The following is a 12,668-nucleotide window of genomic DNA, read 5'->3' as shown; positions in this document are numbered from 1 at the left end:
AGCATTTTTTTTAAAATTTAATTGTGAATAAATAATGTATTGATGATAACGCTTGTGTAAAACAATTATAAGAAATTTTAAAGAGAATAATGTATGAGTTTTATCATTGAAAAAGCTGAAGAGACAAATGCTAATCACATTTATCAATTATTAAGTAGTTTGCTTCTTTGTTTTTAGATGGTATTGATTCTAATACGCTGACGTATTTTCAAAAAGATAGCATTTTAGGACTCAGCAAAAGTAAAGATTTTAGCTATTACATTACTTAAGAAGAAATGCACAAAAATTTTAATGGGATGAAGTTTGTTCCTAAGGTTTTTGATTGCTGAAGAAAAAGCACTATTCAATAACTGAATGGGCAATTTGATGAAGATGTGCAAAATCGAGGATTTCAATTTTTCGAAAATATACTTTTAATAATCCAAGTTTTTCTAATTGTTGTAACTCTTGATTCACGGTTTGTCGTGAACAAGTGAGCATCTGAGCTAATTGCTCCTGTGATACATGTATCATATTGGTTTCAATGGTTAAGTGACTTCCATAACCATTTAAAATAAATAGTAAGCGCTGAGCTAAACGTTGCGTTAGGGTTTGAGTTTGAATTGAAATTAATTCTAAGAAAGCGAATCTAAGTTTTTGACTGGTAAGTTGTGCGATGTGATACCAAAATTTTGGATGTTTTTGCAATAAATTTTCAATATCGGCACTTGGAAGATGCAAGATAATAGATTTTTGTACGGTGATGGCATCGTGAGAACGAGGTTGATGATCAACTAAAGAAATTTCACCAAACCACATAATCGGTTCAACAATAGCTGCAACAGCTTCATTGCCATTAATATCAATATATCCTAACCGAACAGCACCTTCTAAAACCGCATAAATACCATTAAATAAATCACCTGTATGGAAGATCTTTTGTTCTTTTTCATAGTGGTGATGCTGAGCATGATTCAAAATAAATTGTTTGAATAATTCAGGGAGCTGAGAAAACCAAATATTATTTTCTAAGTATTTTAAATAGCTTATATCCAGCACGATTTATCCTTATTCATATTTTTCATTCAACTGTCGGCTAATTGACAACTGCTTCTATCATTATTTTATATAGTCAAAATATAAGTTTAACAAGCATGAATATCATGACAAAACTAGAACAGTTGTTGAGCCAATATGCTGCTTATCATTTAGATCAAAAAAATGTACTCACACACTTTATTGGTATTCCATTGATTGTGTTTTCGATCATGTGTCTGACCGCAAGATTAGGCGTGTCTATATCGGGTTTTGATATTACATTGTCTCTGATCTTAATTGTCGTTACTACGCTTTATTATTTAAGTCTAGATCGAATCTTTGGTTTGATCATGCTGATTATTTTTGCTATGAGTTATCCGTTTGCATATAAAATTGCACAGTTGGATCTGACGATGTGGTTGGCTTTAAGTATTGGTATTTTTGTATTGGGTTGGGCAATTCAATTTATTGGGCATTTCTATGAGAAGAAAAAGCCTGCCTTTATGGATGATATTGTTGGATTAGCGATAGGTCCATTATTTGTTTTGGCTGAGTTTGTGTTTTTATTGGGCTTTCGCAAGGCATTAGAGGAACGGATGTTGATTGAAGCGAGAAAGCAACGTGCAGAAATGGAAAGTAAGAATCTGCACTCAGTATCAAGTTAAGGTTTATTGATTGCATTTTTAAAATATTGAATGCAATGAAGAATTGAAACTAAGAATATAAAAAGCTCCGAATTTATCGGAGCTTTTTATATAAAGGCTTTGTATTTTATCGATTAAGTAAACTTAAAAGCTTTTATAGATAATGATGCAGAAGAATTAAACATTAAAACGGAAATGTAAAACATCGCCATCTTGAACGATATAAGTTTTACCTTCTAAACGCCATTTACCTGCTTCTTTAGCGCCAGCTTCGCCGTTATATTGAATGAAATCATCATAAGCAATACATTCAGCACGAATAAAGCCTTTTTCGAAATCTGTATGAATTACACCCGCAGCTTGAGGTGCAGTTGCACCTACTTTTACAGTCCAAGCACGTACTTCTTGTACGCCAGCTGTAAAGTAAGTTTGTAAGCCAAGTAATGAATAACCTGCACGAATCACCACATTTAGACCGGGTTCAGCCATATCCATTGCTTCAAGGAATTCAGCACGATCTTCATCTTCAAGTAATGAAATTTCAGCTTCAATTTGGTTGCAAAGCGGAACGACGATTGCATTTTCTTCAGCCGCTAATTTTTTAACAGCATCCAAATGTGGATTATTTTCAAAACCATCTTCTGCAACGTTAGCAATATACATGGTTGGTTTTAATGTCATTAAACCAAAACCACGAACCAATTTACGTTCATCATCATCAAGATCAGCAGCGCGAGCAGGTTTACCTTCATCCAAAATTGGTTGAATTTTTTCTAAAACAGCTTTAGTCGCAACCGCGTCTTTATCGCCACTTTTTGCAGATTTTGCTAAACGCGTAATTGCTTTAGCAACAGTTTCTAAATCTGCTAATGCAAGTTCAGTATTGATGGTTGCAATATCATCTAATGGATCAATTTTACCATTTACGTGAATGACATTTTCATCTTCAAAACAACGTACAACGTGAGCAATCGCATCAGTTTCACGAATGTTTGCAAGGAATTGGTTACCCAGCCCTTCGCCTTTAGATGCACCAGCAACGAGGCCTGCGATATCCACAAATTCCATCGTTGTGGGAATCACACGTTGTGGTTTTACAATAGCAGTAAGTTTATCTAAGCGTGGGTCAGGTACAGGTACAATGCCTGTATTTGGTTCAATGGTACAAAATGGGAAGTTTTCAGCGGCAATTGCAGCTTTGGTTAATGCATTGAAAAGGGTAGATTTACCAACGTTAGGCAAGCCAACAATACCACAATTAAAACCCATGAAATGACTCACAAAGTGTTATATAAAATTGTGGCTGATTTTACATGAAAGCCGAGGTAAAGTCAGGTCTAAGACCTAAGAATTAAATTTTTCCAAGCGATTATTAAAATTCTATTTTGAGAGATAGAGGCGATACCGATGAGATATAACCTCTGTCTATATATATTTTTAGATCTTCCTTTTATCTAACTGACTAGCCAAACTGTCACCAAATGCTTGAATGATCATAACTAAAGCGACTAAGACGACAATGACGGCAAACATCATTTGCATGTCAAAGCGTTGATAACCATAACGATAGGCAATATCACCTAAACCACCTGCACCAATCGCACCTGCAATGGCAGAAGAGTTAATCATGGTGACAATGGTGACTGTAAAACCTGCCACAATACCGGGTAAAGCTTCTGGTAAAAGCACATGCCAGACAATTTGCTTACGGTTACATCCCATCGCTTGAGCCGCTTCAATTAGACCTTGATCAACTTCACGTAAACTTACTTCTGCAATACGCGCAAAGAATGGTGTTGCTGCTAAAGTTAGTGGAACAACTGCTGCCCAAACGCCGTAACTGGTTCCGACAATCCAACGTGTTAAAGGAATCAGTGCCACCATTAAAATCAAAAAAGGAACAGAACGAGTAATGTTGATCACTGTGCCTAAGGCATGATTGATCTTTTTAGATGGATAAATCCCTTGTTCAGAAGTATTGACCAAAATGACTGCCAAAGGTAAGCCAATTAAAAAAGCAACAAAAGCCGATACGCCAACCATCAGTAAGGTATCGATGGTTCCTGTCAGCAATAAATCAATGAGTTGGTCTTGCATAGCCAAGTACCTCTATTTGCGCAATGTGATGTTTCAATTTTTCTTGTAAATGATGAAGATCTAAATGAGTTTGTTCAGTACCAACAATCAACGTCCCAATCAAATGGTTTTGTATGTTATCAATATGGCTTTGGTACAGATGTACTGATTTATCAAATACCTGAAAAAGTTCAACTAAATTAGGTGAGCTTTTCGGATCTGTTTCATAACGTAGTTTAAAAATGCTATGGGTTGAATCTTCTTGCAATTCTGCATGAATTTGAAAGGGCAAATCGAGTTGTTCTAAATTTAACAATTCTTGTGTGATTTTCTGCTGAGGCCTTGAAAACACTGACCAGACTTGTCCTGACTCAACGATTTCACCATGTTCAATCACTACCACTTGATCGCAAATTTCACGAATCACTTGCATCTCATGTGTAATTAAAACAATGGTAATTCCCAATTCTCGATTGATTTTTTTCAGTAAGGATAAAACCACTGAGGTACTTTCAGGATCTAACGCAGATGTTGCCTCATCACACAATAAAATTTCAGGATGATGCACCAGTGCACGAGCAATACCAACACGCTGCTTTTGACCACCAGACAGTTGTGAAGGGTAGTTATGCGCTTTATTTCCCAATCCGACCAGTTCTAATACATCATTGACACGTGTTTCAATTTCAGCTTTATCGACATGGGCAATTTTTAAGGGTAATGCAACATTTTCCCAAACTGTTTTGGCAGACATTAAGTTGAAATGCTGAAAAATCATCCCGATTCTTTGACGTGTTTGAATCAACTCAGCATGACTGAGTTCAGCCAAGTTCTGTTGATGAATATGAATGCTGCCTTCTGAAATACTTTCTAAGCCATTTAATGTTCGGATTAGAGAAGATTTACCTGCGCCACTTTTACCAATAATGCCAAAAATCTTGCCTTGAGGAATATCTAAGTTGATATTTTTTAACGCATGAATGTGTTGATCTTGCCCATCATAAAATTTATTCAAATCACGAATTTTGATATGCGGAGCTGAAAAATCAACCTGTGAACCGAAACTAACCATTTCTATTCTCCTTATTTCCAGCCTGCAAACCACATATCTTTGCCGAAATCTTTATCTAAAATATCTCGAACTTGTTGTGAGTTTTGGAAAGCTTGAATAAATTTCTCTAACTTTTGATTTTTGTCTTGATAATCGGTACGTGTTACAAAAAGAATGGCGTACTTTTTATCAATGGGATCTAAAAACAGGGCACTATGCGGATCTGCTTTTTTTGCCAGATTTAAGTAATGTGGAAAACCAAAGATTAGATCTGCATCATCATAAGCTAATGCCGTTTGTGGACCTTCAACTTCTAAAAATTTCAACTGTTTTGGGTTTGAAATAATATCCTGAAGTGTTGAAAGTTCATTGTTGATGTCTTTGATTTGAATTAATCCAGCACGATGTAACAAAATCAGAGCACGAGCAGAATTAACAGGGTCGCTTGGAATGGCAACACGTGCATTCTGAGGCAACGCATCTAAGGATTGATACTGTTTTGAATATAAACCGACATGGCTGCCGCTACCTGTACCAAAAGCATGCAAATCGTAATGGGTTTGCTTAATGGCATTCTTTAAAAATACACTTTGTTGGAAAAAGTTAGCGTCAATGTCACGGTTTTGTACCGCAACATTGGGTGCTTGCCAATCTGAAAATTCGACCAGTTTGACATGGATACCATCTTTCTCTACCTCTTTGGCAACCGTTTGTAGTAATTCGGCATAAGGTGGGCTAATACCAATCGTGAGCACATTATCCTTTTGTTGATTTTGCACATAACGATAGGTAAATAGTCCTAATAACACAATCACAACAGCGAGACCAATCAGCAGGTTTTTGTTTTTGAGCTTGGGAAATTGAGACATGGGCTACTCCTTATTTCCAACCTGGAAACCATAAATTTTCACCAATATCATCATTTAAAGCCTGTTTGACCTTGTCCGAAGTTTGGTAAATTTTGATGAACTCTTTTAACTGTTTGGCTTTTTCTGGGTGCTTTTGCTCATAGTCATCTTTTACAACAAACAAGATGGCATAACGTTTATTAGTATTATCATCGAGTAATAATGCTTTGTTTGGATCAATGGTTTTTGCAAGACGTAAATAAAGCGGGTAGCTAAATACTAAATCAGCATCATCTATAGCACGCGCAGTTTGAGGTCCTTCAACTTCAATAAATTTAAAGTTTTTAGGATTTGAGGTAATGTCTTGTAAGTTTGATAAATGGTTATTCGGATCTTTCAAGGTGATGAGTTTTGCCTGTTGTAAAAGCAACAGTGCGCGACCTTGGTTGACTGGGTCATTTGGAATCACGACACGTGCATTTTCAGGTACAGCAGCCAAAGAATCATATTTTTTAGAATATAGGCCCACATGTGTTGCAACACCTGTTGCAATTGGTTTTAGTTTAAAATCCGTTTCTTTTAGCGCATTGCTTAAAAAGGGTTGATGTTGGAAATAGTTCGCATCAATATCACCATGATTCAGTGTGATATTTGGAGTATTCCAATCCGAAAACTCCACCAGTTTAATATGAATCCCTTGTTTCTTTGCTTCCTCTGCTGCAACTTGTAAAGGCTTGGCAAAGGGTGGGCTAATACCAATGGTGATTTCTTCTGAACTGGCTTTTTTATGTTGGTTCCAATAAAAAAGTCCTGTAATCACTGCAATAATGATCACACCAAGCAAAATAAATTTATTCTTGGAGCCTGTTTTTGAGGATGGATTACCATCTGCAGGTGAGTTTATTTGAGACATGTGATACCCCTTAATGTGAAATTATTCAATTCATCATATTTACTGGTTAGGTTATTTAGGCAGTTTGCTTTTGCTGATTTGCCATTTCGATGCCGTTTTGATGTTTGTTGTTATGATTTGAATTTTGACATCGAAAATCAGCAGCAGGGTGTTGCTCTGTTAAATGATCACCTTGTTTAAAGATTTTGTTGCGTAAAGAACCACTTTCATATTTGGTTTTAAATCTGTCACGTTGTTGCAGTTCAGGAATAACAAAATGAATAAAGTCATGATGTGATTCAGGCGCAACAGTGCGCGTTAGGTTAAAACCATCAATACCTGTTTCATCAATCAACTGAATTAATTTTTCAGCAATTGTTTCACCACTTCCAACAATCAGTGGATAACGACCACCGAGTTGATGCTGTGCTTTAAGATCATTAGGCGTGATCTGGTTTTCCTTAAATTTATTATTGACTGAAGCAATACTATTGGTTTGTTGATATGGGATGGCCTCATCATCAGCATATTTGGATAGGTCTATACCGACTGAACTTGAGAAATGTGCTAAACCTGCTTCTGGACTTGCATAGCGGGCATATTCAGCTAATTTCTCTTGAGCTAATTCATCTGTTTCTGCTGTAACCACTGTGATTCCCACAAAGATTTTAATATCTTCTGGATTACGGCCTTGCTGTACAGCCAATTCTCGAATCTTATCCACTTGTTGTTTGATTTTTGCAGGTTGGTCCCCCCCAATAAAGACACATTCCGCATGACGTGTGGAGAATGCTAAACCGCGTGGTGAAGCACCTGCTTGAAAGAGTACAGGGGTACGCTGTGGTGAAGGTGAAACTTGGAAAACACCTTGGCTTTGATAAAAGCGCCCTTGATGATTAATTTGATGCACTTTTTGTGGGTCGGTAAAAATACGCTTTTGCTTATCTTTTTGTACGGCATCATTTTCCCAAGAACCTTCCCAAAACTTATAGCAAAGCTCTAAAAATTCTTCAGCTTGTTCATAACGTAAGTCATGATCTTTTAAACCTTTTTGCCCAATCAAGCGTTCAGCACTGTCCAAATAACCCGTCACAATATTCCAGCCAATCCGACCTTGTGTAAGATGATCTAAACTCGCAAAGCGCCGTGCGAATTGGTACGGTGTTTCATAACTTAGGTTTACGGTCACACCAAAACCTAGATTTTGGGTTACCGCCGCCATTGCTGAAATTAAGGTGGAAGGATCATGACTCGGGAGTTGAATGGACTCTTTTAAGGTTAAATCTAGACCATTCTGATAAACATCATAAACACCTGTAATGTCTGCGATAAACAGACCGTCAAATAAACCTTGCTCCAAGGTCTTAGCGAGATCAGTCCAGTAATTGAGCTCATTAAAACGATGAGATTCATCACGCGGATGGGTCCATAAGCCGTGATTGATATGGCCGACACTGTTCATGTCAAAAGCATTGAGTAAGATTTGTTTTTTAGGTGCTGTATGTTGAGATGTATTTGTCATTACAATGTCCCTCTGCGTGGTGGAAGAATATTGTTTAATACATAGTTTCCAATAAAATAATATTTCCAGCGTGATGCATCGTGCAGTGTATGCACGCGTACATTTCGCCAATGTCGATCTAAACCATCAGCACGTTGACTACCACGACTTCCTGCAAGTTCAATTAGCTTGGATGAAGCTTTTAAAGCTGTTTCTGTACTGTGTGCACGGACTTTAGCCACATCTAAAGAAGCCTTAGCAATATTTTCAACTGTAGGTTGTGGTTTTGCTGCATCAATAGATTGAGCCGCTTGTTTTAACAAGACTTCACTTGCACGCACATCAGCAGCAACACGACCTAATTCATAAATTGTCAGTGGGTCTTGGTCTGCATGTTCAACATTGGCATCAATCCATGCACGTGCTTTTTTAACTCGTTCAATTGTTTCTTCAAATGCTGCACGAGCAATGCCTGTTTCAATAGCAGCATGCATAATTTGTGCAAATGGCCCAACGAGCGTAGGTTCAAAAAATGCGGTATCAAAAGGGATGACATATTCAGATTCAACATAAACCTGATTGAATTTAACTGTGCCACTACCTGTAGTTTTTTGTCCAAAGCCTGACCAATCATTGATACGTTGTAAGCCTTGTGCATCGGCAGAAATAAAAGCTAAATATTCACGTTCTTCAGCATCACGGACTAATGTCGGAATACGATGGGCAAATAGACTGCCCGTGCAATAGAACTTTTCCCCATTGACTACATAACCGTTTCTGTTTTGATTTTGAGTTTGACTAATTTGAGTATGTTTTTGTGCAGCGGTCTTGGTCTTAAATTCAGCGAGCGCATTGCCAAAACGAGCGCCTTGGAGCACTTCGCTATACAGTTTTTGCTTTTGTTGCTCTGTACCTGTATTGCGTAATACTTCCAATGCATAAAAATGGTTTTGTGGAATTTGCCCAATAGAGCCATCAACACCGCTGAATAATGCGATTATTTTAGCAACCGTATGACTCGATACATCTGCGCCACCATATTGTCGAGGCACAGTGATTGCCCATAATCCTGATTGACTAAATGCTTCAATCTCTTCAAAAGGTAAAATTCTTTCAGCATCACGAAGGACTGCATTTTCTTTAAATTGTTGACTTAGTTGTTGCGCGATTTTTAAAGCTTCTTCATCACTTTTAATAATATGTGCATGTGCAAATGACTGATTGAGTATATCCAGTGTTTTATTGATGTCTTGATAAGTTGTCATATATATTCCCCTGATGACTAAAAATGTCTTTTAACTTTAAATCCACGCATGGCGTTGATTTTGTGTGCCATTTAAGTAGTAATTTCCAATGGCATGAATTTTCCAACGCACAGGGTCATGTAAGGTATGCACACGAGCATTACGCCAGTGTTGATCGAGGTTATGTATTTCTAGACTTGAACGACTACCGCCCAATTCAAGTAATTTTTCAGAAATAAGCAATGCTGCATCATTGGCATAGACTTTTGCTTCAGCAACGATAATGGATGCTTTACTAGCTTGTTCAGGGCTGACGATATCTTGTGAATCTAATTGATCTAAATATTCTGCGGCTTCATCTAGCAATAAAATGGATGCATCGAGTAGGATATTGAGCTTACCGACTTCTTGTAGGGTATACGCTTCAAAACTGGCTTTATCCACATTGGCATCAATGATGGGACGGGCTTTGCGGATTGCAGATAAGGTATCTGCAAAAGCAGCTTCTGCAATACCGACATCAATTGCAACCTGAAGAAGTTGTGAGTAAGCACCACGATATTTTGAAATATCGGCAAGTGGTTTTTCATCCATAATAAGATCTGGGTGAACCACAATATTTTTTAAACGGACTGTGCCACTGGCTGTTGTACGTTGTCCAAAGCCATCCCAATCATCAACAATTTCAACACCGTCAGCTTTTGCATCAATAACAGTTAAAACAATATGACCATCTGGGTGAATTGCGCGTATTGCCAACCAATCAGCAAAATATGAACCTGTTGAATAAAACTTTTCACCATTTAAAAGATATTGACCGTTGGTATGTTCTAAACGTGTTTCAATGGTGCGGGTGTCTTTGGTGTTGCGTTCAGGACCACCATTGGAAAGTCGTTTACCATTTAAAATTTCAGTATAAATAAACTGTTTTTGCTGTTCATTGGCAATATTTTCAATGGCATTTAACAAGCCAAATTGATTTTGTGGAATCTGTCCAACACTGGCATCTGCCTTAGATAAAATACGGAAAACCTGTGCAAGTGTTTTATTTGAAACTTCAGCACCACCATATTTTTTGGCAATACGAATTGCGCCTAATCCTTTACGACTAAGTTCTTGAATGACATCAACAGGTAAAATTCGCTGTTGATCACGTATATTTCGTTCTACCAAAGCAAAATCAGCAACTTGGTAAGCTGCATTAATCGCTTGTTGATCGTTTTGGATCACATAGGCTGAGGTAGAGGAGTTCAAACTGGACATATTGGCACCTTTCAATAGATACCCAAAAACTAAGCAATATTATGGTAAAAATTAAACGAACTATTATGCTTAACTTATCTAAAATTATTGTTAGTATAAAAATAGCAAAGTTTTCTTAAATTAAACCTAAGCTAACATTTTGAAATTTATTATTTAATTAAAAATTTTATACTGAGTGCTAACTTTCGATGTGTAACGTTATTCCTTTGGTTTATAAAGAATAAAGAAACAGATATAACTGCAGTAATCAGTATTGGGTCATATGACGAGCGATTGACGTAAAAAGTACATTGTAATTCAGGTAATGAATGTCTAAAGTAAACAGGATTGTTCAGGATTAATCTTAACTTTTAGATTTATCTAAATTTTTAATTAAAAAAATAACTTGGAGACTACATGCGTACGTTGTACCAATTCCCACTCTCGCATTACTGTGAAAAAGCACGTTGGTTGTTAGATCATAAAGAATTGGATTTTACTGCGCATAACTTAATTCCTGGAATTCATCGTGCTTTTACGCAGCTTAAAACAGGGCAGAATAAGTTACCTATTTTAAAAGATGGCGATAAATGGATTGCTGATTCTACTCAAATTGCATTGTATTTAGATGATACTTATCCTGAACATGCATTATTACGCTCTGATGCACAGCTTCGTGAAAAAGCGCTTGAAATTGATTCAATGGCGAATGAGCTTGGCTTGCATGTACGACGTTGGGGTTTAGCCCTCACTTTGTCTATTAGTGATGAGCCTATTGAGATTATGATTGGTGAAAAAGGCTATTTACGCCAATTTGAAAAGTTTTCTAAACCTATCTTAAAAAGCTTAATCTCTAAAAATTATCAATTAGATGCAGAAAAAGTTGCCGAGTCTAAAAAGCAAATGGATATTATTATTAACCAGCTTAATCAGTATTTAATTAAAAATGATTGCCGTTATTTTGTTGGTGATCGCCTAGGGTTAGCTGATATTGCCGTATGTTCAATGCTTGCTCCATTGTTAGAGCTAAATGGTACGCCGTGGGAAAATGATACAAGTGAAATTCAATCAGAGGAATTTCTCGCTTATAAAAATAATTTTCTCAGCCTTCCTTTAGGACAATATGTACAGCGTATTTATGCGACTGAACGTAATGCACGTGTAGATTGGCGTGGGATGTAGAAGGCTTTGTTTAAATCATATTTTCGTTTTTAGATCTCTTGCATAGGCTTGAAAAAAAGAAGCGGAAATTACCTTTTTTATGAGACGTTATATAAAACCTTTTAATTTTTTCTTGCAGGGAAAAAATAGAAGCCTGTGAATGTTTATATAAGGATACGTAATGTGTCCAAAATATCAAATAAATAGAAATAATGAAAATTTAAAATAACTTTAGCTCAGTTATGATTGATAATTATTACAAATATCCAGTAAAGTGAAATTTTTTTTCAAAAATAGTGGAAATGAATAAGTAAATACTTTATTAATGAAGTGAATCAATTATTTTATTGATTGATTTTTACATGGACAATAATAAAGGTGCTGGTGATGGAACTTGATCGTTACGACAAACAAATTCTAGAAATATTAAGTTATGAAGATATTAATCTAAATGAGTTATCTGAACGGATTAGTCTGTCGGTGAGTTCGGTGCATCGTCGTATTAAGCATCTGATCGAAATCAATCTGATGACCAATTTAAAGCGCGATATTAATTATGAAAAATTAGGCTTTAAATTACATATCATTTTACAAGTATCGCTAAGTAAACATGATACTGATACTTTTTCTAAATTTTTAGAAGAACTTGAGAATATTCCCGAAGTGATTAATGCATTTTTAGTGACAGGGCAATCGGCAGACTTTTTAGTAGAAGTAGTTGCGAAAGACATGGAAAACTATAGTGAAATTTTACTCAAAAGAATTGGTAAAATAGAGCATGTCGTAGCACTGCATTCAAGTTTTGTGATTAAGCAATATAAGGTCTTTAACTGTAATGGTTTATTAAGTCGAGTTTAAAGAGATCTAAATTTAACTTCATTTATCATTTATTTCTTATTAGATGATAGATAAAAATTTATTAACCTTTATGACGCATGGTCAATATTTTTAAATTTAGAAAGAAAAAACGCACGAAATCGTGCGTTTTTTAA

At 36.2% G+C, this 12,668-nt stretch carries 12 protein-coding genes; 3 read left to right on the top strand and 9 right to left on the bottom strand.

The window, feature by feature from the left end:
• Positions 1-339: 339 nt before the first annotated feature.
• On the bottom strand, positions 340-1,038 hold the full coding sequence (locus tag B9T35_RS04920; protein ID WP_086190016.1) for a Crp/Fnr family transcriptional regulator: 699 nt from the start codon (positions 1,036-1,038) through the stop codon (positions 340-342).
• A 104-nt stretch (positions 1,039-1,142) separates the two neighbouring features.
• Here B9T35_RS04920 and B9T35_RS04915 point away from each other — a divergent pair, with 104 nt between their 5' ends.
• Positions 1,143-1,682, top strand: coding sequence for a DUF962 domain-containing protein (locus B9T35_RS04915; RefSeq protein ID WP_086190015.1), 540 nt, complete (start codon positions 1,143-1,145; stop codon positions 1,680-1,682).
• Positions 1,683-1,838: 156 nt separating this feature from the next.
• On the opposite strand, the gene ychF is transcribed toward B9T35_RS04915, so the two are convergent.
• The 8 genes from ychF to B9T35_RS04875 form a co-directional block, all read right to left on the bottom strand.
• Positions 1,839-2,930, bottom strand: a complete 1,092-nt coding sequence (ychF, locus tag B9T35_RS04910; protein WP_086190014.1) for a redox-regulated ATPase YchF — start codon at positions 2,928-2,930, stop codon at positions 1,839-1,841.
• 168 nt (positions 2,931-3,098) lie between these two features.
• Positions 3,099-3,758 (bottom strand): methionine ABC transporter permease, encoded by a 660-nt coding sequence (locus B9T35_RS04905; protein WP_086190013.1) that lies wholly within the window; start codon positions 3,756-3,758, stop codon positions 3,099-3,101.
• Positions 3,739-4,809, bottom strand: coding sequence for a methionine ABC transporter ATP-binding protein (locus B9T35_RS04900; RefSeq protein WP_086190012.1), 1,071 nt, complete (start codon positions 4,807-4,809; stop codon positions 3,739-3,741). Before B9T35_RS04900 ends, B9T35_RS04905 begins: the two co-directional genes overlap by 20 nt.
• 11 nt (positions 4,810-4,820) lie before the next feature.
• Positions 4,821-5,657 carry a MetQ/NlpA family ABC transporter substrate-binding protein gene (locus B9T35_RS04895; protein WP_086190011.1) on the bottom strand — a complete coding sequence of 279 codons (837 nt, stop codon included), beginning with the start codon at positions 5,655-5,657 and terminating at the stop codon, positions 4,821-4,823.
• Positions 5,658-5,667: 10 nt separating this feature from the next.
• Positions 5,668-6,549 carry a MetQ/NlpA family ABC transporter substrate-binding protein gene (locus B9T35_RS04890; protein WP_086190010.1) on the bottom strand — a complete coding sequence of 294 codons (882 nt, stop codon included), beginning with the start codon at positions 6,547-6,549 and terminating at the stop codon, positions 5,668-5,670.
• 55 nt (positions 6,550-6,604) lie between these two features.
• Complete coding sequence (locus tag B9T35_RS04885) at positions 6,605-8,050, bottom strand: LLM class flavin-dependent oxidoreductase (RefSeq protein ID WP_086190009.1); 1,446 nt, start codon at positions 8,048-8,050, stop codon at positions 6,605-6,607.
• Positions 8,050-9,294, bottom strand: coding sequence for an SfnB family sulfur acquisition oxidoreductase (locus B9T35_RS04880; RefSeq protein WP_086190008.1), 1,245 nt, complete (start codon positions 9,292-9,294; stop codon positions 8,050-8,052). The genes B9T35_RS04885 and B9T35_RS04880 overlap by 1 nt, the downstream gene beginning before the upstream one ends.
• A 36-nt stretch (positions 9,295-9,330) precedes the next feature.
• A complete protein-coding gene (locus B9T35_RS04875) occupies positions 9,331-10,536 on the bottom strand; it encodes an SfnB family sulfur acquisition oxidoreductase (RefSeq protein ID WP_086190007.1) in 1,206 nt (401 codons plus the stop codon).
• 396 nt (positions 10,537-10,932) lie between these two features.
• On the opposite strand from B9T35_RS04875, the gene B9T35_RS04870 reads away from it, so the two are divergent.
• The gene (locus B9T35_RS04870) at positions 10,933-11,697 is read left to right on the top strand and encodes a glutathione S-transferase family protein (RefSeq protein WP_086190006.1); all 765 of its coding nucleotides are present in this window, start codon (positions 10,933-10,935) and stop codon (positions 11,695-11,697) included.
• A 366-nt stretch (positions 11,698-12,063) separates the two neighbouring features.
• Positions 12,064-12,534 carry an Lrp/AsnC family transcriptional regulator gene (locus B9T35_RS04865; protein ID WP_086190005.1) on the top strand — a complete coding sequence of 157 codons (471 nt, stop codon included), beginning with the start codon at positions 12,064-12,066 and terminating at the stop codon, positions 12,532-12,534.
• Positions 12,535-12,668: the final 134 nt, after the last annotated feature.

Origin of the sequence: Acinetobacter sp. ANC 3832, from assembly GCF_002135415.1 — a bacterium.
Lineage (GTDB): Bacteria > Pseudomonadota > Gammaproteobacteria > Pseudomonadales > Moraxellaceae > Acinetobacter.
This window is presented reverse-complemented; position numbering and strand designations above follow the sequence as displayed.

Excerpts from the sequence above, each read along its gene's own strand:
- B9T35_RS04915 (WP_086190015.1), top strand. The coding sequence starts at position 1,143 with ATGACAAAACTAGAACAGTTGTTGAGCCAATATGCTGCTTATCATTTA.
- ychF (WP_086190014.1), bottom strand. The coding sequence starts at position 2,930 with ATGGGTTTTAATTGTGGTATTGTTGGCTTGCCTAACGTTGGTAAATCT.
- B9T35_RS04905 (WP_086190013.1), bottom strand. The coding sequence starts at position 3,758 with ATGCAAGACCAACTCATTGATTTATTGCTGACAGGAACCATCGATACC.
- B9T35_RS04900 (WP_086190012.1), bottom strand. The coding sequence starts at position 4,809 with ATGGTTAGTTTCGGTTCACAGGTTGATTTTTCAGCTCCGCATATCAAA.
- B9T35_RS04895 (WP_086190011.1), bottom strand. The coding sequence starts at position 5,657 with ATGTCTCAATTTCCCAAGCTCAAAAACAAAAACCTGCTGATTGGTCTC.
- B9T35_RS04890 (WP_086190010.1), bottom strand. The coding sequence starts at position 6,549 with ATGTCTCAAATAAACTCACCTGCAGATGGTAATCCATCCTCAAAAACA.
- B9T35_RS04885 (WP_086190009.1), bottom strand. The coding sequence starts at position 8,050 with ATGACAAATACATCTCAACATACAGCACCTAAAAAACAAATCTTACTC.
- B9T35_RS04880 (WP_086190008.1), bottom strand. The coding sequence starts at position 9,294 with ATGACAACTTATCAAGACATCAATAAAACACTGGATATACTCAATCAG.
- B9T35_RS04875 (WP_086190007.1), bottom strand. The coding sequence starts at position 10,536 with ATGTCCAGTTTGAACTCCTCTACCTCAGCCTATGTGATCCAAAACGAT.
- B9T35_RS04870 (WP_086190006.1), top strand. The coding sequence starts at position 10,933 with ATGCGTACGTTGTACCAATTCCCACTCTCGCATTACTGTGAAAAAGCA.
- B9T35_RS04865 (WP_086190005.1), top strand. The coding sequence starts at position 12,064 with ATGGAACTTGATCGTTACGACAAACAAATTCTAGAAATATTAAGTTAT.